20 protein-coding genes are annotated in these 22744 nt (G+C 61.0%); 8 read left to right on the plus strand and 12 right to left on the minus strand.

The genetic code is table 11. The annotated features are described in order from the left end of the window. Positions 1 to 11 precede the first annotated feature (11 nt). The gene (locus AOA59_RS01785; RefSeq protein ID WP_065929175.1) at positions 12 to 1940 is read left to right on the plus strand and encodes a transglycosylase SLT domain-containing protein; all 1929 of its coding nucleotides are present in this window, start codon (positions 12 to 14) and stop codon (positions 1938 to 1940) included. A gap of 192 nt (positions 1941 to 2132) precedes the next feature. Here the strand turns inward: AOA59_RS01785 and AOA59_RS01790 are convergent, their stop codons facing one another. After that, positions 2133 to 3920 (minus strand): ABC transporter transmembrane domain-containing protein, encoded by a 1788-nt coding sequence (locus AOA59_RS01790; protein WP_178076228.1) that lies wholly within the window; start codon positions 3918 to 3920, stop codon positions 2133 to 2135. 235 nt (positions 3921 to 4155) lie between these two features. Between AOA59_RS01790 and AOA59_RS32600 the strand changes: the two genes are divergently transcribed. Then, on the plus strand, positions 4156 to 4329 hold the full coding sequence (locus AOA59_RS32600; protein ID WP_163005420.1) for a PA1571 family protein: 174 nt from the start codon (positions 4156 to 4158) through the stop codon (positions 4327 to 4329). An 82-nt stretch (positions 4330 to 4411) separates the two neighbouring features. Here AOA59_RS32600 and pdxB read toward each other — a convergent pair whose 3' ends face one another. After that, positions 4412 to 5554, minus strand: a complete 1143-nt coding sequence (pdxB, locus tag AOA59_RS01795) for a 4-phosphoerythronate dehydrogenase PdxB (RefSeq protein ID WP_065929174.1) — start codon at positions 5552 to 5554, stop codon at positions 4412 to 4414. 204 nt (positions 5555 to 5758) lie between these two features. On the opposite strand from pdxB, the gene AOA59_RS01800 reads away from it, so the two are divergent. Continuing rightward, positions 5759 to 7141, plus strand: a complete 1383-nt coding sequence (locus AOA59_RS01800; protein ID WP_065929173.1) for an MATE family efflux transporter — start codon at positions 5759 to 5761, stop codon at positions 7139 to 7141. On the opposite strand, the gene tusA is transcribed toward AOA59_RS01800, so the two are convergent. Next, complete coding sequence (gene tusA / locus AOA59_RS01805) at positions 7138 to 7383, minus strand: sulfurtransferase TusA (RefSeq protein WP_058419610.1); 246 nt, start codon at positions 7381 to 7383, stop codon at positions 7138 to 7140. The genes AOA59_RS01800 and tusA overlap by 4 nt on opposite strands. A 141-nt stretch (positions 7384 to 7524) precedes the next feature. Further along, positions 7525 to 8601 (minus strand): 23S rRNA (cytidine(2498)-2'-O)-methyltransferase RlmM, encoded by a 1077-nt coding sequence (gene rlmM / locus AOA59_RS01815; protein WP_099485643.1) that lies wholly within the window; start codon positions 8599 to 8601, stop codon positions 7525 to 7527. Positions 8602 to 8797: 196 nt separating this feature from the next. Between rlmM and acnA the strand changes: the two genes are divergently transcribed. Next, positions 8798 to 11539, plus strand: coding sequence for an aconitate hydratase AcnA (gene acnA / locus AOA59_RS01820; protein WP_099485644.1), 2742 nt, complete (start codon positions 8798 to 8800; stop codon positions 11537 to 11539). Positions 11540 to 11604: 65 nt separating this feature from the next. On the opposite strand, the gene AOA59_RS01825 is transcribed toward acnA, so the two are convergent. After that, the gene (locus AOA59_RS01825; protein ID WP_065929169.1) at positions 11605 to 12543 is read right to left on the minus strand and encodes an aspartyl/asparaginyl beta-hydroxylase domain-containing protein; all 939 of its coding nucleotides are present in this window, start codon (positions 12541 to 12543) and stop codon (positions 11605 to 11607) included. 293 nt (positions 12544 to 12836) lie between these two features. Beyond that, on the minus strand, positions 12837 to 13811 hold the full coding sequence (gene cysK / locus AOA59_RS01830; protein ID WP_099485646.1) for a cysteine synthase A: 975 nt from the start codon (positions 13809 to 13811) through the stop codon (positions 12837 to 12839). 124 nt (positions 13812 to 13935) lie between these two features. On the opposite strand from cysK, the gene AOA59_RS01835 reads away from it, so the two are divergent. The 3 genes from AOA59_RS01835 (at position 13936) to AOA59_RS01845 (ending at position 17187) form a co-directional block, all read left to right on the plus strand. Then, positions 13936 to 15012 (plus strand): DUF748 domain-containing protein, encoded by a 1077-nt coding sequence (locus AOA59_RS01835; protein ID WP_099485647.1) that lies wholly within the window; start codon positions 13936 to 13938, stop codon positions 15010 to 15012. A gap of 151 nt (positions 15013 to 15163) precedes the next feature. Continuing rightward, positions 15164 to 16009, plus strand: coding sequence for a MoxR family ATPase (locus AOA59_RS01840; RefSeq protein ID WP_056857299.1), 846 nt, complete (start codon positions 15164 to 15166; stop codon positions 16007 to 16009). Next, on the plus strand, positions 16009 to 17187 hold the full coding sequence (locus tag AOA59_RS01845) for a VWA domain-containing protein (RefSeq protein ID WP_099485649.1): 1179 nt from the start codon (positions 16009 to 16011) through the stop codon (positions 17185 to 17187). Before AOA59_RS01840 ends, AOA59_RS01845 begins: the two co-directional genes overlap by 1 nt. An 89-nt stretch (positions 17188 to 17276) precedes the next feature. On the opposite strand, the gene AOA59_RS01850 is transcribed toward AOA59_RS01845, so the two are convergent. From AOA59_RS01850 to AOA59_RS01860, 3 genes are read right to left on the minus strand one after another with little or no spacing between them, the layout of a single operon-like run. Further along, a complete protein-coding gene (locus AOA59_RS01850; RefSeq protein ID WP_099485651.1) occupies positions 17277 to 18191 on the minus strand; it encodes a biotin-dependent carboxyltransferase family protein in 915 nt (304 codons plus the stop codon). Next, positions 18188 to 18892: a 5-oxoprolinase subunit PxpB gene (gene pxpB, locus AOA59_RS01855; protein WP_099485653.1), complete on the minus strand. Its 705-nt coding sequence runs from the start codon at positions 18890 to 18892 to the stop codon at positions 18188 to 18190. The genes AOA59_RS01850 and pxpB overlap by 4 nt, the downstream gene beginning before the upstream one ends. Further along, on the minus strand, positions 18889 to 19629 hold the full coding sequence (locus tag AOA59_RS01860; RefSeq protein ID WP_099485655.1) for a 5-oxoprolinase subunit PxpA: 741 nt from the start codon (positions 19627 to 19629) through the stop codon (positions 18889 to 18891). The genes pxpB and AOA59_RS01860 overlap by 4 nt, the downstream gene beginning before the upstream one ends. A 175-nt stretch (positions 19630 to 19804) precedes the next feature. Here AOA59_RS01860 and AOA59_RS01865 point away from each other — a divergent pair, with 175 nt between their 5' ends. Further along, the gene (locus tag AOA59_RS01865; RefSeq protein WP_065929162.1) at positions 19805 to 20719 is read left to right on the plus strand and encodes a LysR family transcriptional regulator; all 915 of its coding nucleotides are present in this window, start codon (positions 19805 to 19807) and stop codon (positions 20717 to 20719) included. Positions 20720 to 20828: 109 nt separating this feature from the next. Here AOA59_RS01865 and AOA59_RS01870 read toward each other — a convergent pair whose 3' ends face one another. From AOA59_RS01870 to AOA59_RS01880, 3 genes are read right to left on the minus strand one after another with little or no spacing between them, the layout of a single operon-like run. Continuing rightward, the gene (locus AOA59_RS01870) at positions 20829 to 21371 is read right to left on the minus strand and encodes a DUF2937 family protein (RefSeq protein ID WP_056857304.1); all 543 of its coding nucleotides are present in this window, start codon (positions 21369 to 21371) and stop codon (positions 20829 to 20831) included. A gap of 11 nt (positions 21372 to 21382) precedes the next feature. Next, entirely contained in the window at positions 21383 to 22159 is a 777-nt protein-coding gene (locus AOA59_RS01875) for a class II glutamine amidotransferase (protein WP_056857305.1), read from the minus strand. A gap of 30 nt (positions 22160 to 22189) precedes the next feature. Next, positions 22190 to 22726: an MFS transporter gene (locus AOA59_RS01880; protein WP_099485657.1), complete on the minus strand. Its 537-nt coding sequence runs from the start codon at positions 22724 to 22726 to the stop codon at positions 22190 to 22192. Positions 22727 to 22744 lie beyond the last annotated feature (18 nt).

The following is a 22744-nucleotide window of genomic DNA, read 5'->3' on the forward strand; positions in this document are numbered from 1 at the left end:
ACGGACGTCTCATGCGCAGTCGCCTTTTCAACTTTTTATCTTGTCTGCTTCTTTCCGCCACCGCCGTTCAATCCGCCCAGGCCGTGGACCTCACCACCCAACGTCAATATTACGATGAAGCCAAACGCGCCCTCGCCAAAGGCGACAGCGGCCCGTACATGCAATACAGCCAGGCCCTGGCCGACTATCCGCTCACGCCGTACCTGGCCTACGACGAGCTGACCGCGCGCCTCAAAACCGCGAGCAACGAGGAAATCGAGCAGTTCCTCGCCAAAAACGGCGACCTGCCCCAGGCCAACTGGATGAAACTGCGCTGGTTACGCTGGCTGGCTGACCGGGGTGACTGGCAAACCTTTGAAAAGTACTACGACGCCAAGCTCAATTTCGTCGAGCTGGACTGCCTGCATGGCCAGTACCAACTGACGCACAACCTCAAAGCCGAAGGCTACAAGACCACCGAAAAACTCTGGATGACCGGCAAATCCCAGCCGGCCGCCTGTGACGCCACCTTTGGCCAGTGGGCCGCCGACGGCCAACTCACCGAACAGAAAATCTGGGACCGCGCCAAGCTCGCCGCCGAAGCCCGCAACTACGCGCTGGCCAACAGCCTGGTAAAAACCCTGCCGACCCTCGGCGCCCAAGGCCGCCTGATGATCGACGTGGCGCAAAAGCCCGACATGCTCAGCGACCCGTCGCGCTTCCTGCCGGCCAATGAGGCCATGTCCGACGCCGTGGGCCTGGGCCTGCGCCGCCTGGCACGCCAGGACCCGGACAAGGCCATGGCCCTGCTCGACGGCTATGCCAGCAGCATGCACTTCTCCCGTGACGAAAAAGTGTCGATCGCCCGCGAAATCGGCCTGACCCTCGCGCGCCGCTACGACCCACGCGCCCTCGACGTGATGACCCAGTACGACCCCGAGCTGCGTGACAACACCGTCTCCGAATGGCGCCTGCGCCTGCTGTTGCGCCTGGCGCGCTGGGAAGATGCCTACCAGTTGACCCGCAAACTCCCACAAGACCTGGCCACCACCAACCGCTGGCGTTACTGGCAGGCGCGCAGCCTGGAACTGGCCGAGCCAAAGAACCCGCAGCCGCTGGTGCTGTACAAAAACCTCGCACAGGAACGTGATTTCTACGGTTTCCTCGCCGCCGATCGCTCCAAAGCGCCGTACCAGTTGAAGAACAAACCGCTGGTGATGAGCCAGGCGCTGATCAACAAAGTGCGCAACACCCCCGGTGTGCGCCGCGCGATGGAGTTCTACGCACGCGGCCAGATTGTCGATGGCCGCCGCGAGTGGTACCACGTCAGCCGTCACTTCAACCGCGATGAAATGGTCGCCCAGGCCAAACTGGCCTACGACATGAAGTGGTACTTCCCGGCGATCCGCACCATCAGCCAGGCGCAGTACTGGGATGACCTGGATATCCGTTTCCCGATGGCTCACCGCGACACGCTGGTGCGTGAAGCCAAGGTGCGTGGCCTGCATTCAAGCTGGGTGTTCGCCATCACCCGCCAGGAAAGTGCCTTCATGGACGACGCCCGCTCCGGCGTGGGTGCCAGTGGCCTGATGCAACTGATGCCCGGCACCGCCAAAGAAACCGCACGCAAATTCAGCATCCCGCTGGCCTCCCCGGCCCAGGTGCTGGACCCGGACAAGAACATCCAGCTCGGCGCCGCTTACTTGAGCCAGGTACACAGCCAGTTCAACGGCAACCGCGTACTCGCCTCCGCCGCCTACAACGCCGGCCCCGGCCGTGTGCGCCAGTGGCTGCGGGGTGCCGATCACCTGAGTTTCGATGTGTGGGTGGAAAGCATCCCGTTCGACGAAACCCGCCAGTATGTGCAGAACGTGCTGTCTTATTCGGTGATCTACGGGCAGAAGCTTAATTCACCGCAGCCGCTGGTGGATTGGCATGAGCGGTATTTTGATGATCAGTAAGACTGACTGAAGTGCGATCGGCAGGCTTGATGTGGCAAGTAGGCTTGTTGTGGCGAGCAGGCTTGCCCTGCGCTGGAGTGCGAAGCGCTCCCCCACAGCCCCGCCGCGGTTTAACTGATAGACCGAGTCGGCAGGTTTTGGGGCTGCTACGCAGCCCAAAGCGGGGCAAGCCCGCTCGCCACATAGATCGAGCTAGCCTTGGTTTTTCGCAACCTCACCGCCATCACTGAACTGCAACGCCGCCAAGCGCGCATACAGCGGGTTACTCGCAATCAACTGTTGATGCGTGCCCACTGCCACCAGCTTGCCCTGGTCCATCACCGCAATGCGGTCGGCGTTCTTCACCGTGGCCAGCCGATGCGCAATCACCAGCGTGGTACGGCCCTGCATCAGTTGCGGCAAGGCTTGCTGGATCAAGTGTTCACTCTGCGCATCGAGGGCGCTGGTGGCTTCGTCCAGCAGCAGGATCGGCGCGTCCACCAGCAACGCGCGGGCGATGGCCAGGCGCTGGCGCTGGCCGCCGGAGAGGCCCATGCCGCCGTCGCCCAGATGGGTCTGGTAGCCGTCGGGCATTTGCAGGATGAAGTCGTGGGCGTGGGCGATGCGTGCCGCGGCTTCGACCTGTTCGCGGGTGGCGGACGGGTTGCCGTAACGGATGTTCTCTTCGACGCTGCCGAAAAACAGCGCCGGGCTCTGGGACACCAGCGCGAAATGACGGCGCAGGTCCATCGGTTCGAGTTCGGTCAGCGCGTGCCCTTCGAGCAGGATGCGGCCCTGCTGCGGGTCGTAGAAGCGCAACAGCAAATCAAAGATCGTCGATTTACCCGCGCCGGACGGCCCGACCAACGCGAGGGTTTCGCCGGGGTTGATGCTCAGGCTCAAGCCGTCGATGGCGTAGCTGTCCGGCCGCGACGGGTAGGAAAAGCGCAGGTCTTGCAGCTCCATACGACCACTGACCCGCTCCGGCAACTGCACGGTGCCTTCGGCGGGGGCCTGGATATCGTTGCTTGATTGCAACAGTTCGCCAATCCGCTCAGCGGCACCGGCGGCGCGCTGCAACTCGCCGAGCACTTCGCTCAGGGTGCCTACCGCACTGCCGACGATCAGGCTGTAAAACACGAACGCCGCCAGCTCACCGCCGGAAATCCGCCCACTGATCACATCCATACCGCCCACCCACAGCATCACGCCCACGGCGCCGAGCACCAGCATGATCACCAGCGTAATCAGCCAGGCGCGCTGTGCAATGCGTTTACGCGCGGTAGCAAACGCCTCTTCCACGGTGACGGCAAAGCGCTGTTCGTCCTGCACCTGGTGGTTGTAGGCCTGCACGGTCTTGATCTGGCCAAGCGTCTGCGACACGTAACTGCCCACATCGGCAATACGGTCCTGGCTCAGCCGCGACAGGCTGCGCACGCGACGACCGAAGATCAGGATCGGCGCCAGCACCAGCGGCAGCGCCACCACCACGATGCTGGTGAGTTTGGGGTTGGTGACAAACAACAGCACGATGCCGCCGATGACCATCAAGGCATTGCGCAGGAACAGCGACAGGGACGAGCCGATCACCGATTGCAGCAAAGTGGTGTCGGTGGTCAGCCGCGACTGGATCTCCGAACTGCGGTTGTTCTCGTAAAAGCCTGGGTGCAGGTAGATCAGGTGATTGAAGACTTGCCGACGAATGTCCGCCACCACCCGTTCGCCGATCCACGACACCAGGTAAAACCGCGCAAACGTACCCACGGCCAGGCCCAGTACCAGCACCATGAACAGGCCGATGGACTGGTTGAGCAGGTGCGGCGACTGGGTCATGAAGCCTTGGTCCACCAGCAGGCGAATACCCTGCCCCATGGACAAGGTGATGCCGGCGGTGACAATCAGCGCCAGCAAGGCGCCCAGCGCCTGCCAACGGTAGGGCGCGATAAAGCGGCTGGCCAGGCGAATGGCACGGCGTTGACGGACTGAGAACATGGCGGGCATACCGATGAGGAACCTGTACACCAACATTGGGGGAACTTAGCTAAATAACAATGCGTCAGGTTAATTATGCCCGCCGATATCGATGCCTAGAGGCTATCGGTCTAACGCCTGGGTGGAAATTTGTATCGGTTTCTGCTGGACTGGGCGTTCGAACCGGTGATCGTGTAAGGAGTTGTAATAGCGCGGTCACGCGGGGGGATTAGATTAGGTATACAACCTGATGAGGAGACAGGCCATGACCTTGCAAAACAGCAGTGATGCCAAAATTGAAGTGATTCGCCAGCCGCAGCAGTTGCCTTGCTCGTATATCGATGCCAAGGGCCGCGAAGTGCAGATTACCGAAGAAATGATCCAGCAAGCGTGCAGCGACCTGGAACAGCGACTGGTCAAACCTGCCAAGCAAGGCTGACGCGCCCACGCTCTTTCAGACCCGGCCTCTATGGCCGGGTTTTTTATGCCTGGATGTTTGTGCTCGGTTTTGCGTGGCAGTCCTATAAAGGCATGGCGCCCAATGCAGTGACGATGTTCGACAACACTGCCGACTCGCCATTGATCCGCACCTTCAAGCCATCGAGCTCGCGACGCTCCGGGTAATGCTTGCGCAGCAGGTCAAACGCCTTGCGCTGCTCTTGCACGGTGCCTACGAGACTGCGGCGGAAATCCGCATCATCGCGGCGCGGGTCATACACACTGCGGCACAAGGTCGCCAGCGCCCAGGCCGGGTCTGTCGAGGCATTAAGATGCACCTCGGTCAGCCATGGCTGCGGCAGCAAATCAGCCAGCTGAATACCGGGTTCCTGGCCCAGATAGGCGCAGAACGCCTGGTAGATCTGCGCCGTGCCGCGCTGTTTGCCGTCGAGGCTGTAGCCGGCGATATGCGGTGTGGCCAGCACGCACAGGTCGGCCAGGTCGACGTCCACTTCGGGCTCGCCTTCCCACACGTCCAGCACCGCTTGCAGGTCTTCGCGCTCCAGCAGCACTTGGCGCAGGGCCGCGTTATCGACGACAGGGCCGCGGCTGGCGTTGATCAGCCAGGTGCCGGGCTTGAGACGGCCAAGGCGCTCACGATCAAACAGGTGCCAAGTGGAGCCATTGCCGGATTTGGTCAGCGGTGTGTGCAGGCTGATCACGTCGCACTGCTCGATGATCTGCGCCAGGCTCACGTAATCGCCGTCTTCGGCGATCTGCCGTGGGGGGTCGCACACCAGCACGTTCCAGCCCAGGCCTTTAAGCACCTTGACCAGACGCCCGCCCACTTCACCGGCACCGACCACGCCGTAAGTGCGCTGGTTCAGGTCGGCGCCTTCGATTTCGGCCAGGGTCTGCAAACTGCCCAGCACGTAGTCCACCACGCCGCGGGCATTACAGCCTGGGGCGCTGGACCAGGTGATACCGGCCTGCTTGAAGTAATCCAGGTCCAGGTGATCGGTACCGATGGTGCAGGTGCCCACAAAGCGCACCTTGGAGCCGTCCAACAAGGCACGGTTGACGTTGGTGACCGAGCGCACCAGCAGCACATCGGCCTGCTCGACCGTGGCGCGGTCGATGGAACGCCCGGGTACGCGGCGAATCTCGCCAAACCCTTCGAAGAAGGCATCGAGCAGCGGAATATTTTCGTCGGCAACAATCAACATGGCAGGCTCCTTTCGCGGATTGGCAGTGTACAGGGATGCGTAGTTTGAGTGTGGGAGCCAGCTCCCACACAAGTCCGCTCCCACAAGGATTCTGAGGTGCCCGACAGGTCGCATTACAAATCAGCAACACAGGTTTTTTCCTGACCACTGCGTCAAAGCGTAGACTTCGCCGTCCTTTGCAACTCTTTTACTGGACACCCGCACGTGAACACCGCCACCGCCACCCTTTCCCGCCCCGCCCGCGTCAGTCGCGAGGTCCGCAGCCTGCTGACCCTGGCCCTGCCGATCATGATCGGCCAACTCGCCACCACGGCCATGGGCTTTGTCGATGCGGTGATGGCCGGGCGCGTGAGCCCGCGAGACCTGGCGGCGGTGGCCTTGGGCAACTCGATCTGGATTCCGGTGTACCTGCTGATGACCGGCACGCTGCTGGCCACCACGCCCAAAGTCGCCCAGCGCTTCGGCGCCGGTCACCACACCGAGATTGGCCCGCTGGTGCGCCAATCCCTGTGGCTGGCAGTGGTGGTGGGCATCACTGCCTTGCTGATGCTGATCAGCGCCGAGCCGATCCTGCACGCAATGAATGTCGACCCCGAGTTGATCAAACCCTGCATGGCCTACCTGCACGGCATCGCGTCCGGCATGCCCGCCATCGCCCTGTATTACGTGTTGCGTTGCTTCAGTGATGGCCTGGGCCGTACGCGCCCCAGTATGGTCATGGGCCTGTGCGGGCTGGCGTTGAACATTCCACTGAACTACGTGTTCATTTATGGCCACTTCGGTGTGCCGGCCATGGGCGGCGTGGGCTGTGGCTGGGCGACAGCCATTGTGATGTGGGTGATGATGCTCGGCCTCGCCGCCTGGACCCGCTGGGCACCGGCGTATCAGAGCAGCGAGTTGTTCAAGCGTTTCGACTGGCCGCAATGGGCCGTGATCAAGCGCGTGCTGGGCATCGGTCTGCCGATCGGGATCGCCGTGTTTGCCGAATCGAGCATCTTTGCGGTGATCGCCCTGCTGATCGGCAGCCTGGGCGCCAACGTGGTCGCCGGGCATCAGATCGCGCTGAACTTCAGCTCGCTGGTGTTTATGATTCCCTATTCACTGAGCATGGCGGTCACGGTGCGGGTCGGCCAGGCACTGGGCCGTGGCGAGCCGCGTGAAGCACGCTTTGCCGCCGGGGTCGGCATGGGCACGGCACTGACCTACGCGTGCCTGTCCTGCAGTCTGATGCTGCTGTTTCGCGAACAGATTGCCACGATTTACACGCCTGACCCGCTGGTGATCCATGTGGCATCGATGCTGATCGTGTTTGCGGCGCTGTTCCAGTTCTCCGACGCGATCCAGGTCACCGCTGCCGGCGCGCTACGTGGCTACCAGGACACACGGGTGACCATGGTGTTGACCTTGTTTGCTTACTGGGGCGTGGGGTTGCCGGTGGGTTATGCCCTGGGGCTGACCGACTGGCTGGGCGCAGCGAGCGGGCCGAGTGGGCTGTGGCAAGGGCTGATCGTGGGCTTGAGCTGCGCCGCAGCGATGCTGGTGATCCGCCTGGCACGCAGCGCGCGCCGGCGGATTCGCCTGGTTTAAGCGGACTTCTTGCGAATCCAGTACAGGTATTTGCCGGCCTGCTCCTGCTGATCCACCAGTTCGTGGTCGAGGAACACGCAGAATTTGGGAATATCACGGCGGGTCGACGGGTCGGTGGCGATCACCTTGAGCAAGCCGCCCGGCGGCAGGTCGCGGATGTGCTGGTGCAACATCATCACCGGCTCCGGGCAGTTGAGGCCGGTGGCGTCGAGGGTGCCGTCGACAGGCAATTCAATACTCATAATCACTCCTGAAACTGGCCCGTTCCAGTGTGGGAGCGGGCTTGCCCGCGATGACCGGGGCACATTCAACATAGATTTCAACCGTTATACCGCTATCGCAGGCAAGCCAGCTCCCACATTTAAACTGAGCCAGACACACAATCAGCGGGATTTAGGTTTCTTCGTATCCACCAAGCGACGCAAATGGCAGGTCACTTCCTCACGGTCGTGATACAGCTGTTTGCAGCCGATCTCCACCCGAATGCCACGGGCCTTGAAGCCCTCTTCGATGCGCTCAAGCAAACGCTTCACTTCAGCATAACGCTGCTTCATCGGCAGTTTCAGGTTCACCACCGCTTCGCGGCAATGCCCTTCGCCAATCCAGGTTTCCAGCAGCGCGGCGTTACGTGCCGGTTTCTCGACGATATCGCAGACCATCCAGTCCACCGGCTGCTTGGGCACGAAGGTAAAACCGTCGGCCATCAAATGCTGCACCAGGCCGGTGTCCATCAGGCTTTCGGCCATGGGGCCGTTGTCGATGGCGGTCACCAGCATGCCACGGTTGACCAGTTGCCAGGTCCAGCCGCCGGGTGCTGCGCCGAGGTCGACGCCGGTCATGTCGCCGTGCAGGCGTTCGTCCCACTGGTCGCGGGGGATGAAGTGGTGCCAGGCTTCTTCAAGCTTCAGGGTCGAACGGCTGGGCGCGTCACGCGGGAACTTGAGACGCGGAATGCCCATGGGCCACATGGCCGAGTTGTTCGACTCGGCCAGGCCCATGAACACTTCGCGGCCACTTTTGAAGGTCAGCAGCAGGCGCGGCTTGCTCGGGTCATCCACCAGCTTGCCGGCGTTGAGCAGGGCTTTGCGCAAGTGCACTTCGAATTTCTTGCAGAAGTTCGACAGCTCTTTGCCGTCGTTGGTGTCGACCATCTCCAGCCACAGGCTGCCGCACACCGGGAATTCGCGCAGGTGGGCGAGGATCACGCTGATGCGGTCGGTTTCCGGCAGGTCGATAAATACCCCGCGCGCCCACTGCCTTGGGAAGATCAGCTCGGCAAACCGCTGGCCGTGCATCAAGCGCTGGGCGCCGTCATCGATGGTGCAGACAAATTCGGCGCAGGCGCTGCCGGTCTTGGCCTTGGCGTAGCCGGAAACGTTCAGGCGCGCGGCGTGTTCCGCGATCTCGGAACAGACTTCGCCTTCAAAACCCGGGCGGCAGTGCATAAAAAGGGTGTTCATCAACTCTCCTGGTGACTCAACCGGCCTTGCGCTATCGCAATACCTGTCATGAAAACGCGCGCATGATAGCCGAGTTCGGAACCTTGGACTTAACGATAGAGTCCAGTTATTAGCCTGCTAATGAAAACAGCGCTAAGTTGAAAGCTCTGTTAGTCCCGTCAGGTCCGTAGCCGTGCGGACCATAAGGAGTCATGTAATGTCATCGCTAGATAGCCTGAGAACCCTTAAAACCCTGCAGATCGACGCCAAGACCTACCACTACTTCAGCTTGCCCGAAGCCGCCAAGAGCCTGGGTGACCTGGATAAGCTGCCGATGTCCCTCAAGGTGCTGCTGGAAAACCTGCTGCGCTGGGAAGACAACAAAACCGTGACCGGCACTGACCTCAAGGCCATCGCCGCCTGGCTCAAAGAGCGCCAGTCCGACCGCGAGATCCAGTACCGCCCGGCCCGCGTATTGATGCAAGACTTTACCGGCGTACCCGCCGTGGTCGACCTGGCCGCCATGCGCGCCGCCATGGCCAAGGCCGGTGGCGACCCGCAGCGCATCAACCCGCTCTCCCCCGTGGACCTGGTGATCGACCACTCGGTGATGGTCGACAAGTTCGGCAACGCCGACGCCTTTGAGCAAAACGTCGACATCGAGATGCAGCGCAACGGCGAACGCTACGCCTTCCTGCGCTGGGGCCAGAACGCTTTCGACAACTTCAGCGTGGTACCGCCGGGCACCGGCATCTGCCACCAGGTTAACCTCGAATACTTGGGCCGCACGGTGTGGACCAAAGACGAAGACGGCCGCACTTACGCCTTCCCCGACACGTTGGTGGGCACCGACTCCCACACCACCATGATCAACGGCCTGGGCGTGCTCGGCTGGGGCGTGGGCGGTATCGAAGCGGAAGCGGCGATGCTCGGCCAGCCGGTGTCGATGCTGATTCCGGAAGTGATCGGCTTCAAGCTGACCGGTAAATTGAAAGAAGGCATTACTGCCACCGACCTGGTGCTGACCGTCACCCAGATGCTGCGTAAAAAAGGCGTGGTCGGCAAATTCGTCGAGTTCTACGGCGACGGCTTGGCCGACCTGCCCCTGGCCGACCGCGCCACCATCGCCAACATGGCCCCGGAATACGGCGCCACCTGCGGCTTTTTCCCGGTGGACGAGGTGACGCTGGACTACCTGCGCCTGTCCGGCCGCCCTGCCGAGACCGTCAAGTTGGTCGAGGCCTACACCAAGGCCCAGGGCCTGTGGCGTAACGCCGGCCAGGAACCGATGTTCACCGACACCCTGGCACTGGACATGGGCAGCGTCGAAGCCAGCTTGGCCGGGCCGAAACGCCCGCAGGACCGCGTGTCACTGCCCAATGTTGGCCAGGCGTTCACTGACTTTCTCGACCTGCAATTCAAACCCGTCAGCAAAGAAGAAGGCCGCCTGGAAAGTGAAGGCGGCGGCGGGGTTGCCGTGGGCAATGCGGATTTGGTCGGCGAAACCGATTACGAGTACGACGGCCACACCTACCGCCTCAAAAACGGCGCGGTGGTGATCGCCGCAATTACCTCCTGCACCAACACCTCCAACCCCAGCGTGATGATGGCCGCAGGGCTGGTGGCGAAAAAAGCCGTGGAAAAAGGCCTGACCCGCAAGCCGTGGGTGAAAACCTCCCTGGCGCCCGGCTCCAAAGTGGTGACCGACTACTACAAGGCGGCCGGTCTCACCCACTACCTCGACACGCTCGGCTTTGATCTGGTCGGCTACGGCTGCACCACCTGCATCGGCAACTCCGGGCCATTACCCGAGCCAATTGAAAAAGCCATTCAGAAGGCCGACCTGGCCGTGGCTTCGGTGCTGTCGGGCAACCGCAACTTTGAAGGCCGCGTACACCCGCTGGTGAAAACCAACTGGCTGGCCTCGCCGCCGCTGGTGGTCGCCTATGCCTTGGCCGGCACCGTGCGCATCGACATCAGCAGCGAGCCGCTGGGTGAAGGCAAGGACGGCAAGCCGGTGTACCTCAAAGACATCTGGCCGAGCAGCCAGGAGATTGCCGACGCCGTGGCCCAAGTCAGCACCGGCATGTTCCACAAGGAATATGCCGAGGTGTTTGCCGGTGACGAGCAGTGGCAGGCGATTGAAGTGCCACAGGCGGCCACCTATGTGTGGCAGAAGGATTCGACCTACATCCAGCATCCGCCGTTCTTCGACGATATTTCCGGGCCACTGCCGGTGATCGAAGACGTCAAGGGCGCCAACGTGCTGACCCTGCTGGGCGATTCGGTGACCACCGACCACATCTCCCCCGCCGGCAATATCAAGACCGACAGCCCCGCTGGCCGTTACCTGCGCGAACAGGGCGTGGAGCCGCGTGACTTCAACTCCTACGGCTCACGTCGGGGTAATCATGAAGTGATGATGCGCGGCACCTTTGCCAATATCCGTATCCGCAATGAAATGCTCGGCGGCGAAGAAGGCGGCAACACGCTGTACATCCCTACCGGCGAGAAAATGCCGATCTACGACGCCGCGATGAAGTACCAGGCCTCGGGCACGCCGCTGGTGGTGATTGCAGGCCAGGAATACGGCACCGGCTCAAGCCGCGACTGGGCGGCCAAGGGCACTAACCTGCTGGGGGTCAAGGCGGTGATCGCCGAGAGTTTCGAGCGGATTCACCGTTCCAACCTGGTGGGCATGGGCGTATTGCCGTTGCAGTTCAAACTGGACCAGAACCGCAAGGCGCTCAAGCTGACCGGCAAGGAGAAGATCGACATTCTGGGGCTGACCGATGCCGAGATCGAGCCACGGATGAACCTGACGCTGGTGATCACCCGCGAAGACGGCAGCAGCGAGAAGGTTGAGGTGCTGTGCCGGATTGATACGCTTAATGAGGTGGAGTACTTCAAGGCCGGCGGCATTCTGCACTATGTGCTGCGCCAGTTGATCGCCTCCTAAGCAACACGGGAGATCAACTGTGGGAGCTGGCTTGCCAGCTCCCACAGTTTTGACCGCGTTTCAGATCAGCCGAACAGCCACTTCCACAACAGCACCAGCACAACCACCGCCAGCACCGGCCGCGCAATGCGATAGGCCTTGGGATGCTTGCGCTTCCACTGCTTGACCACACCACTGAACTTGTCGCTGAAGGTCTTGCTCCAGGCATACGCCTGGTTGATCCCGCCCACCCGTTCGTCATCCAGGTTCTGCGGCGCTGTCGCGCGGCCCAGCTGCTTGCTGACCCAGCGGTTGACGCCGGTCATGAGGCGGTTGCTCAGCGGGCGTTCGATATCGCAGAACAGGATCACGCGAGTCTTTTCCGTCTCGTTCTTGACCCAATGCACATAGGTTTCATCGAACATCACGTCTTCACCGTCGCGCCAGGCGTAAACCTGGCCGTCGACGAAGATGCGGCAGTCGTCGGAGTTCGGCGTGGACAGGCCCAAGTGATAACGCAGGGAGCCGGCAAACGGGTCGCGGTGCGGGTTGAGGTGGCTGCCGCCCGGCAACAGCGCGAACATCGCGCCCTTGACGTTGGGGATGCTGCTAACCAAGGCCACGGTTTTCGGGCACAGCGCCTCGGCCGATGGCAGCGGTTTGTCATACCACTTGAGGTAGAAACGCTTCCAGCCCTTCTTGAAGAACGAGCCGAAACCGGCGTCGTTGTTCTTTTCGGCGGCGCGAATATAACCCTCGTCGAACAGGTGCATGGCCTCTTCGCGGATCACTTCCCAGTTGTCCTTGAGCACATCCAGTTCCGGGAACTTGCTGCGGTCCAGGTACGGCTTGGACGGCACGGCCGAGAACAGGTACATCAAAGCGTTATAGGGGGCGAACAGCGCCGAATGGTTGACGAACTGGCGCAACACCGGCAAACGCGCCTTGCCGCGCAAGTGCACATACAGAATGCTGCCGATAAACAACGCCAGCACCGACAGTTTGGCGGCCAAAGAAAAGGTCATGCAGCAACTCCTGAAAATAAGCGCCTGGCCAACAGCAGACGTAGCAGCCGGCCATGATAAACACTTGGGCCATTATGCAGAAGGCCCAGGCCGACCGGCTGATATACATCAACTCCGATGATGAGCGGAGCCGTTGTGGCAAGCAGGCTTGTTGTGGCGAGCAGGCTTGCCCTGCGTTGGAGTGCGAAGCACGCCCAATTCAGACTACGCGGTGTACCTGATAGACAGATTCTACGGGTTTAGGGCTGCTTCGCAGCCCAGCGCAGGGCAAGCCTGCTCGCCACAGGAGAGCATCACGCCTGGGTTTCTTGCTCGGTAAACAGATCGCTGAACAGCATGCTCGACAGGTAGCGCTCGCCGGAGTCCGGCAGGATCACCACGATGGTCTTGCCCTGCATTTCCGGCTTCTCGGCCAGACGCACGGCCACCGCCATGGCGGCGCCGCAGGAAATACCGCACAAAATCCCCTCTTCCTGCATCAGGCGCAGGGCCATGGCCTTGGATTCGTCGTCGGTCACCAGTTCCACGCGGTCAACCATCGACAGGTCGAGGTTTTTCGGCACAAACCCGGCGCCGATGCCCTGGATTTTATGCGGGCTCGGCTTGATTTCTTCACCGGCCAGCGCCTGGGTGATCACCGGCGACACCCTCGGCTCAACCGCCACCGACAGAATCGGCTTGCCGGCAATGTTTTTGATATAGCGCGAAACCCCGGTAATGGTGCCGCCAGTGCCCACGCCCGCCACCAGCACGTCCACCGCGCCATCGGTGTCGTTCCAGATTTCCGGGCCGGTGGTTTTCTCGTGAATTGCCGGGTTGGCCGGGTTTTCGAACTGGGCCGGCATAAAGTAGGTGGCCGGGTCGCCGGCGACAACTTCACCGGCTTTGTCGATGGCGCCCTTCATGCCCTTGGCCGGTTCAGTCAACACCAGTTCGGCGCCCAGGGCCTTGAGCACTTTACGCCGCTCGATGCTCATGGACGCCGGCATGGTCAGCAGCAGCTTGTAGCCACGCGCAGCGGCGACAAACGCCAGGCCAATGCCGGTGTTGCCGGAGGTCGGCTCGACAATGGTCATGCCCGGCTTGAGTTTGCCGGTGCTTTCGGCGTCCCAGATCATGTTGGCGCCAATGCGGCATTTCACCGAATAGCCCGGGTTACGCCCCTCGATCTTGGCCAGGATGGTCACGCCACGCGGCGCAATGCGGTTGATCTGCACCAGGGGCGTGTTACCGATGGAGTGCGCGTTGTCGGCAAAGATACGGCTCATGACGGGTCCTTAAGGCAATTTCAAGAAGGCCCCAAGGGTATGCCTCAGGCCTTTAGGCGTCCAGTCAGAGGAACGTTGCGCCCGCGCGTGCGGTCCATCGCCTATACCGTTGGAGAGTAATGATATGAAACGTCGCTACAGTGGGCTGCTATGGATCGTCGCCGTACTGGTGGTAGCACTGATCGCCCTGGACCTGGCCCTGCCTTATCTGGTGCGCAATTACCTGAACGACAAGCTGGCCGACATGGGCGATTACCGTGGCCAGGTCACTGACGTGGACCTGGCCTTGTGGCGCGGTGCCTACCGCATTAATGGCCTGAAAATTGTCAAGGTCGACGGCAAAGTGCCGGTGCCGTTCGTCAACGCGCCGCTGATTGAATTTGCCGTCAGCTGGCACTCGTTGTGGTACGACCATGCCGTCGTCGCCGAGGGCCATTTCGTAAAACCTGAAATCAACTTCGTCGACGGCGGTGCCAACAAACAGGCGTCCCAAACCGGTAAGGGCACAGACTGGCAGCAACAGTTGAAAAAACTGCTGCCGATCACGCTGAATGAAGTGCGCATTGAAGATGGCAAGATCGCCTTTCATAATTTCAGCTCCAAGCCCCAGGTGAACATCAAGGCCACCGAGGTCAATGCCAGCCTGTACAACCTGACCAACGTGGTAGACCTCAAAGGCAAACGCGACGCGCGATTCGAAGGCAAGGCCCTGCTGCAGGGCCAGGCCTCTATGGAGGCCAACGCAACCTTTGATCCTTTAAATAATTTTGAAGACTTCGAATTCCGCTTCCGCGCCCGCGACTTGCAACTTAAACGCATGAACGACTTCGCCTCGGCCTATGGCAAATTCGACTTCAAGGCTGGCACCGGCGACGTGGTGATTGAGGCCCAAGCGGAAAAAGGCCAGCTCACTGGCTATATCAAGCCGCTGCTGCGCGATGTAGAAGTGTTCGACTGGAAACAGGACGTGGAAAACAAGGACAAAAACATCTTCCGCTCGATCTGGGAAGCCGTGGTAGGCACCAGCGAAACCGTGCTCAAGAACCAGAACAAAAACCAGTTTGCTACCCGCGTGGAACTCAGTGGCAGCGTGCATCAGCAAGATATCAGCGCGTTCTCTGCGTTTTTGGCGATTTTGCGTAACGGTTTTATTCAAGCGTTCAACGCTCGTTATGAACAGCCCAAGCCTTCCGCCAACTAACCCTGGGAGCTCCCACATAAGCATCAGCATAACCCCCGCCCGTTGGCCTGCGATGTGACCGGCCATTCAGAGACTGAATAACCCGTCTGCGTTCACAGTCGCCGGAGCTGCGCGGTATAGTCCGGGCATTGATGAATTCGAGGAATGACCGATGAAGTTCGAAGGCACCCAGGCCTATGTGGCTACCGATGACCTGAAACTGGCCGTCAACGCCGCCATCACCCTGGAGCGGCCGCTGCTGGTCAAGGGCGAACCGGGCACCGGCAAGACCATGCTTGCCGAGCAGTTGGCCGAATCCTTCGGCGCCAAGCTGATCACCTGGCACATCAAGTCGACCACCAAGGCGCATCAGGGCCTGTATGAGTACGACGCGGTCAGCCGCCTGCGCGACTCGCAGTTGGGCAATGAAAAAGTCCACGATGTGCGCAACTACCTGAAAAAAGGCAAGCTCTGGGAAGCCTTCGAGGCCGAGGAGCGCGTGATTCTGCTGATCGATGAAATCGACAAGGCCGACATCGAGTTCCCCAACGACCTGTTGCAGGAACTCGACAAGATGGAGTTCTACGTCTACGAAATCGACGAGACCATCAAGGCCAGGAAACGCCCGATCATCATCATTACTTCCAACAACGAAAAAGAGCTGCCGGACGCCTTCCTGCGCCGCTGCTTCTTCCACTACATCGCCTTCCCCGATCGCAGCACCCTGCAAAAAATCGTCGACGTGCACTACCCCGACATCAAGAAGGACCTGGTCAGCGAAGCGCTGGACGTGTTCTTCGACGTGCGCAAAGTGCCGGGCCTGAAGAAAAAGCCGTCCACCTCCGAGCTGGTCGACTGGCTCAAGCTGTTGATGGCCGACAACATCGGCGAAGCCGTGCTGCGCGAGCGCGACCCGACCAAAGCCATTCCGCCGCTGGCCGGCGCCCTGGTCAAGAACGAGCAGGACGTACAGCTGCTGGAGCGTCTGGCGTTCATGAGCCGTCGCGGTAATCGCTGATGCTGCTCAACCTGTTCAATGAGATGCGCGCCGCCAAGGTGCCGGTGTCGGTGCGCGAGCTGCTCGACCTGATCAACGCGCTTAAACAGCGCGTGGTCTTTGCCGACATGGAAGAGTTTTATTACTTGGCCCGGGCGATTCTGGTCAAGGACGAACGGCATTTCGACAAGTTCGACCGCGCGTTCGGCGCCTATTTCAATGGACTGGAAAAGCTCGACGACCACTTGCAGGCGTTGATCCCCGAAGAATGGCTGCGCAAGGAATTCGAACGCTCGCTGACCGACGAGGAACGCGCGCAGATCCAGTCCCTTGGCGGCCTGGACAAGTTGATAGAAGAGTTCAAGAAACGCCTGGAAGAACAGAAAGAACGCCACGCCGGCGGCAACAAGTGGATTGGCACCGGCGGCACCAGTCCGTTCGGCTCCGGCGGCTATAACCCGGAAGGTATCCGGGTTGGCGATGCCGGCAAACGCCAGGGCAAAGCCGTGAAGGTCTGGGACCAGCGCGAGTACAAAAACCTCGACGACCAGGTGGAACTGGGCACGCGCAATATCAAGATCGCCCTGCGCCGCCTGCGCAAGTTTGCGCGTCAGGGTGCGGCTGAAGAGCTGGATATCGACGGCACCATCGACCACACGGCGCGGGATGCCGGCTTACTGAATATCCAGATGCGCCCGGAGCGGCGCAACACCATCAAGCTGTTGCTGCTGTTCGATATCGGCGGCTCGATGGACGCTCACGTGAAGATCTGCGAAGAGCTGTTTTCGGCGTGCAAGACCGAGTTCAAGCACCTGGAGTACTTCTACTTCCACAACTTCGTGTACGAGTCGGTGTGGAAGAACAACCAGCGCCGCACTTCGGAGCGCACCTCGACCCAGGATCTGCTGCACAAGTACGGCGCCGACTACAAAGTGATCTTTATCGGCGATGCGTCGATGGCGCCGTATGAAATCACCCAGGCCGGCGGCAGTGTCGAGCACTGGAATGAAGAGCCTGGGTATGTGTGGATGCAGCGCTTCATGGCCAAGTACAAGAAGCTGATCTGGATTAACCCCTACCCGAAAGACACTTGGGGTTATACGGCGTCGACGGCGATTGTGCGCGAGTTGGTGGAGGATCAGATGTACCCGCTGACGTTACGTGGGTTGGAAGAAGGGATGCGGTTTCTGTCTAAATAAGTGGTGTATTCACTGACGCTATCGCAGGCAAGCCAGCTCCCACATTTTGAATGCATTCCCCTGTGGGAGCTGGCTTGCCTGCGATGCTTTTAGCAATTCCCAAACCGCTGCAAAAACTCGATGTGCTGCCGATGCGCCGTCTCCTGCACCACCGGCGCCAACCTCACCGTCTCCCCCGGCAAACACTGCGCCAGCCGCGCCAGCGCCAACGGCGTCAAAGCGCCCAAACGTGGATACCCACCAATGGTCTGCCGGTCATTAAGCAACACGATCGGCTGCCCATCCGGCGGCACCTGGATCGCACCCAGCGCAATCCCTTCAGAAATCAACGACGGCCCTTGATACTGCAACGGCGTGCCCAGCAAACGCATGCCCATGCGATCGGCACGGCTATCCAGCGACCAGTCGGTATTGAATGCATCGAACAGGCTCTGCCCGCTGAACTGGCCGATCTGCGCGCCGACAATCACCTCCAGCGGCGCTTTTGCCGGAAGATCAGGCGTGCTCAGCACTTTCATCGCGCCGCCCGTACCGGAATAAACCAACCGCCCGCCTTCGGCCAAGGCCTTGCCTAAACCGTCCAGCCCGCCCAATTCCTCACGCACCACCGTGGCACAACTGCCCAGCACAGCCGGCGCATCAAACCCGCCGGGCGCCGCCAGGTAAGCCCGCGCACCGCTGAACGGCTGGGTAAAGCGCAGACGCTGGCCCTTTTGCAGGATAAAACTGCGCCCAGGGCTGATGGCGCGCTCGTCGATATAGGCGCCCAAATCCGCCCCGGCCAATGCCAGCAAACAATAGTCTTCGGCCTGCACGGTAAACCCGCCCAAGGTGATTTCCACCACCGGTGCATCCAGCGCATTGCCCAGCAGCCAATTGGCCCAAGACATCGACACCCAATCCAGCGCACCACCCTGGGTCACGCCCAGGTGGCGCACGCCAAAGCGCCCGGCGTCCTGCAACAGGCACAGCGGCGTGCTGGCCTCGATCAACAAGCGGCTCATGCCTGCGCCTCCAACGGCGTGTCATCGCCACCCAGATTGATGAATTCGGCGTGATCAACTGCTTCGAAACGCACCGTGTCGCCCGGCTGCATCAGGCTGTAGCCATCACGCTCACGGTCGAACAGTTTGGTCGGGGTGCGGCCGATCAGGTTCCAGCCGCCCGGCGACACCACCGGGTAGGCAGCGGTTTGCCGCTCGGCAATCCCGACACTGCCGGCCGCGACGCGTTTACGCGGTGTGTTGAGGCGTGGCGTGGCGAGGATTTCGTCCACCAACCCCATAAAGGCAAAGCCGGGGGCGAAACCGAGGGCAAATACCTGGTATTCGTGGGCACTGTGACGATGAATCACGTCCTCAACCGACAACCCGCTGCGCTGGCTGAGCAAGGTCAGTTCCGGGCCGACACTCAGGTCGTACCACACCGGCAACACGTGGCACTGGCCGCTGCCTTGCGCCTGGGGTTGCAAGTCGGTCAGCGCCTGATCGATCAGTTCCCGCGCTTGAGCGGGGCTCAGCGCAGTCAGGTCGTAATGCACCATCAAGGTCGTGTAGGACGGCACCAGATCCACCAGCGCGTTACCAAAACTTTCACGCAGACGTTGGGTGGCGGCGAGCATCCACGGCATGTTGGCTTCGGCAATCACCTCAAACAGACGCACCATCAGGCAGTCGATGGCCACCACTTCAATGCGTGGCTTCATGCTGGCTTCAACGCCTCGCGGATGCGCTGCACAGCGGCGATCGAGCTGGCATTGTCGCCGTGCACGCACAGGGTGTTGGCCTGCAACACCAGGGCGCTGCCGTCGCTGGCCGTCAGGGCTTGCCCACGGGAAATGGTCAAGGCTTGTTGCACGATAGTGTCGGAATCGTGATGGACCGCACCCGGCACCTGGCGGGAAACCAGATGGCCTGTAGGGTCGTAGGCACGATCAGCGAAGGCTTCGAACCACAGCGTGACCCCAAATTCGTCAGCCAACGCCTGAGCCGCGCTGTTGTCACGCATGGCCAGCAGCATCAACGGCAGATCGCCATACGCGGCCACCGCCTGGATTACCGCGCGCAATTGAGCCGGGTTAGCCATCATGTCGTTGTACATCGCACCATGTGGTTTGACGTAGCTGACACGCGAACCTTGTGCCCGGCAGATACCATCAAGGGCACCGATTTGATAATGCATCAGGTCCTGGATTTCTTGCGGCGTATAGTTCATGGAGCGGCGGCCAAACCCTTGCAGGTCCTGGTAGGCCGGGTGCGCGCCTACTTGCACACCGTGCTTGAGCGCAAGGCCGACGGTCTTGCGCATGATGCTCGGGTCGCCGGCATGAAAGCCGCAAGCCACGTTGGCACAATCGATGAACGGCATGACCTCGGCGTCCAGACCCAGGGTCCAGTTGCCAAAGCTTTCGCCAATATCACAATTCAATAGCAAGCGGCTCACGGTGGATACTCCTGTAGGCGTTGTATTTTTTGTAGTGTGGGATTTTTCACGCAGAACTCGCAACTTGTCCTGACACCCCAGCGACGCTTATCGTGCAATGGTTCGATTTTTGGCGTTTGCCCGGTGCGGCGTCCAACTAATAAAAACCGATCCAAGCATAAGAAAAGTTGATCCCATGAATTTGAAGTTCCTCGAAACCTTCGTCTGGGTGGCCAAGCTCAAGAGCTTTCGCCTGACCGCCGAGAAGCTGTTCACTACCCAGGCCTCGATTTCCAGCCGCATCGCCGTGCTCGAAAGCGAGTTGGGTGTGAAGCTGTTGCTGCGCGACTCACGCGGCGTGAGCCTGACCCCGGAAGGCGTGAAGGTGCTCGATTATGCCGAGCAGATGATGGTCACTATGCAGGGTTTGAAGCAGTCCCTGGAGACCACCAGCAGCAAGGTTGGGCGCATCCGCATCGGCGCCATGGACACGGTGATCCACACCTGGCTGAGCCAGTTGGTGGCGCAATTGATGGAGCACTTCCCGCGAGTAGAAATCGAACTGGTCGCCGATACCGCGTTAAACCTCAGCGATCAACTGCAAAAAGGCTTCCTCGACCTGATCCTGCAAACCGACCTGCTGCGCCTGGAAACCGTGCGCAGCCTGGAGCTGGCCAGCCATCCCATGGCCTGGATCGTCGCCAGCCAGTCTCTCTACAACCGTGACTACGCCTCCCTCGCCGAACTGGCCCAGGAGCGCATCATCACCTACTCGAAAAACTCCCACCCGCACCAGGATGTGCTGAGCCTGATGCAGGCCAACGGGGTGGCCTCGCCACGCATGAACTGTGTGAACTCGGTGTCGGCGATTACCCGCTTGCTGCGCGATGGTTTCGGGATTGGCGCGTTACCGCCGGTGCTGGTGATGGAAGAACTGGCCCGCGCAGAGCTGGTGATGCTGCCCATGGCGCAACGCCTGCCGAATTTGCAGGTGGTGGTGTCGTGGCGTGTGGGGGTGGAGTTGGTGGAGGAGATTGTGGGGTTGTGTCAGAAGGTCGTGGCGCGGTATGCCGAGGAAGTGGGTGAAGAAAGGATGGTACTGAGCCAATGATCGTTCCCACGCTCCGCGTGGGAACGCAGCCCGGGACGCTCTGCGTCCCAAAGCCTGACGCAGAGCGTCACAAGAGGCATTCCCACGCAGAGCGTGGGAACGATCATCTTTAGAGGCCTTTCAGGTCGCGCTCTTCGATCGGCCGGCTCTGGCGCAGGCGCTTGCCGCCCAACACCACCCAGTCGATCAGGCGGAACAGGCATTCGAGGCCGAACGACAACAGCATCGCCCCGCCCAAGCCCCAGCCCATTGCCTCAGGCGTCAGCAGGATCTGGTAGCTGTAGCCATTCCAGGTTTCCAGGCGGATGTCCGGGTCGGCAGCCACCGCCACTTGCAGCGCACGGATGTACCACGGGCCTTGCATGGCCTGGAACTGCTTGTCCAACGCCACCTGACGATCGAGCAAAGTGCCCAGGCTGTTGGCATCGCTGCGAAACACCGGGTCATCACTGGCGCGGTAATGGGCCACCAACGCCTGCAAGTCGCCATTGAAGAACTGCTGCGCCGTGGCATCAAAGCCGCGCAAGCCGGTCTGGGCTTCGATCAAATGGGCTTCGACGCGCTTGGCGTAGTCGTTGATAAACCCCGGCACTTGCACGCCGACCAACAAGCCAATGGCAAACAGCACCAACCGCAGATAACTGAGCAACATGGTCGATATCCTTACTCGGTAACGCCTTGGCTGACGCATTCACCACGTCGCCACAGGCTCCATTGGCCCGGTTCGTAGCGGGTCCAGTTTTCATTGTCGGTCAAGGGTTCAGTGGCGATCACCGTGACCACGTCATTGGGCGTGGTTTCGGCCTGAAAATCGACGATCACGTCGACATCTTTCAAGCGCGCCGGGCCAAACGGTGCGCGCCGGGTGATCTGTGCCAGTTTGGTCGAGCAATAGCAAAACAGCCAGTCACCGTCGCTGAGCAGGCAGTTGAACACGCCTTTGCTGCGGTACTCGGCGCAGGCGGCGATCAGGTCCGGCAGCACTTGCTCGATTTCCACCGGCTCCGGGAAGGCTTCGCGCACGCGGTTGAGCAGGTCGCAGAACGCCGCTTCGCTGTCGGTATCGCCCACCGGCCGGTAGAACGTGGCGCGCGGGTTAAAGTCGGCCAACTGGCCGTTATGCGCAAAGCACCAGTTACGGCCCCACAGTTCGCGCACGAACGGGTGCGTGTTGGCCAGGCTCACCTTGCCCACATTGGCCTGGCGGATATGGCCGATCACCACTTCACTTTTGATTGGATAACGCTGCACCAGCAGTGCAACCTCGGACTCGCTGCTCGCGGCCGGGTCCTGGAACAGCCGCAGGCCACGGCCTTCGTAAAACGCGATGCCCCAACCGTCGCGGTGGGGGCCGGTACGCCCGCCGCGCTGCATCAGCCCGGTGAAGCTGAACACGATATCGGTGGGGACGTTGGCACTCATGCCCAATAATTCACACATGCCAGGGCTCTCGCTGCAGGGCTTACAACGTTAAAGGCGCGGCTCAACCCGCAGATTGCCGGTAGGCGCCGGGCGACGGAAAGGTTCGTCGTCTTCGTCTACCGGCTCGGCGGCCAGGGCGGCATCGGCAGCGGCCTTGCGCTCACGGCGGGCGTTGGCGGCGCGCTCGATGGGCCAGCGGATCAGCACGAACACGATATACACGCCAAACGCGATCATCGTGTACATGAACAAGTCGGAGATGGCCCGCCAGGCGTTATTGCCCACATGCAGCACCAGGTCCAGCGCGGTAATGGCCACGGCCGGCGCAAACTGGGTCTTGACCGGGTCGACGATGGTCGGGCTGAACAGCAACACCGCCATCAGCAATTGCAGCGGCTCGCGCAGCCAGCGCCAGATCCAGCGGGTCATGCGCCACCACACCAACAGGCAGCCCAAAGCGGCGAAGGCGTATAGGCCCCAAGCGGTCAGATAGTCGTTCTCGGTCATGGTGTCCATGGCAAGGCTGGCAAAGAGGCGGCTATGATAACGGCTTTTGCGTGTCTCGGCTGCAATGCCTGCCACCATCCGCCAGACAGAGAGTGA

This window comes from Pseudomonas sp. 2822-15 (assembly GCF_002742515.1).
GTDB classification, from domain to species: domain Bacteria; phylum Pseudomonadota; class Gammaproteobacteria; order Pseudomonadales; family Pseudomonadaceae; genus Aquipseudomonas; species Aquipseudomonas salomonii.

What these genes read in the sequence shown, in the direction of transcription:
- AOA59_RS01870 (WP_056857304.1), bottom strand. Translation starts at nt 21,371, where the DNA reads ATGTTGCTCAGTTATCTGCGGTTGGTGCTGTTTGCCATTGGCTTGTTG.
- AOA59_RS01825 (WP_065929169.1), bottom strand. Translation starts at nt 12,543, where the DNA reads ATGACCTTTTCTTTGGCCGCCAAACTGTCGGTGCTGGCGTTGTTTATC.
- AOA59_RS01850 (WP_099485651.1), bottom strand. Translation starts at nt 18,191, where the DNA reads ATGAGCCGCTTGTTGATCGAGGCCAGCACGCCGCTGTGCCTGTTGCAG.
- pxpB (WP_099485653.1), bottom strand. Translation starts at nt 18,892, where the DNA reads ATGAAGCCACGCATTGAAGTGGTGGCCATCGACTGCCTGATGGTGCGT.
- AOA59_RS01865 (WP_065929162.1), top strand. Translation starts at nt 19,805, where the DNA reads ATGAATTTGAAGTTCCTCGAAACCTTCGTCTGGGTGGCCAAGCTCAAG.
- rlmM (WP_099485643.1), bottom strand. Translation starts at nt 8,601, where the DNA reads ATGAACACCCTTTTTATGCACTGCCGCCCGGGTTTTGAAGGCGAAGTC.
- AOA59_RS01875 (WP_056857305.1), bottom strand. Translation starts at nt 22,159, where the DNA reads ATGTGTGAATTATTGGGCATGAGTGCCAACGTCCCCACCGATATCGTG.
- tusA (WP_058419610.1), bottom strand. Translation starts at nt 7,383, where the DNA reads ATGAGTATTGAATTGCCTGTCGACGGCACCCTCGACGCCACCGGCCTC.
- AOA59_RS32600 (WP_163005420.1), top strand. Translation starts at nt 4,156, where the DNA reads ATGACCTTGCAAAACAGCAGTGATGCCAAAATTGAAGTGATTCGCCAG.
- AOA59_RS01835 (WP_099485647.1), top strand. Translation starts at nt 13,936, where the DNA reads ATGAAACGTCGCTACAGTGGGCTGCTATGGATCGTCGCCGTACTGGTG.
- AOA59_RS01840 (WP_056857299.1), top strand. Translation starts at nt 15,164, where the DNA reads ATGAAGTTCGAAGGCACCCAGGCCTATGTGGCTACCGATGACCTGAAA.
- pdxB (WP_065929174.1), bottom strand. Translation starts at nt 5,554, where the DNA reads ATGTTGATTGTTGCCGACGAAAATATTCCGCTGCTCGATGCCTTCTTC.
- AOA59_RS01785 (WP_065929175.1), top strand. Translation starts at nt 12, where the DNA reads ATGCGCAGTCGCCTTTTCAACTTTTTATCTTGTCTGCTTCTTTCCGCC.
- AOA59_RS01845 (WP_099485649.1), top strand. Translation starts at nt 16,009, where the DNA reads ATGCTGCTCAACCTGTTCAATGAGATGCGCGCCGCCAAGGTGCCGGTG.
- cysK (WP_099485646.1), bottom strand. Translation starts at nt 13,811, where the DNA reads ATGAGCCGTATCTTTGCCGACAACGCGCACTCCATCGGTAACACGCCC.
- acnA (WP_099485644.1), top strand. Translation starts at nt 8,798, where the DNA reads ATGTCATCGCTAGATAGCCTGAGAACCCTTAAAACCCTGCAGATCGAC.
- AOA59_RS01790 (WP_178076228.1), bottom strand. Translation starts at nt 3,920, where the DNA reads ATGCCCGCCATGTTCTCAGTCCGTCAACGCCGTGCCATTCGCCTGGCC.
- AOA59_RS01880 (WP_099485657.1), bottom strand. Translation starts at nt 22,726, where the DNA reads ATGGTGGCAGGCATTGCAGCCGAGACACGCAAAAGCCGTTATCATAGC.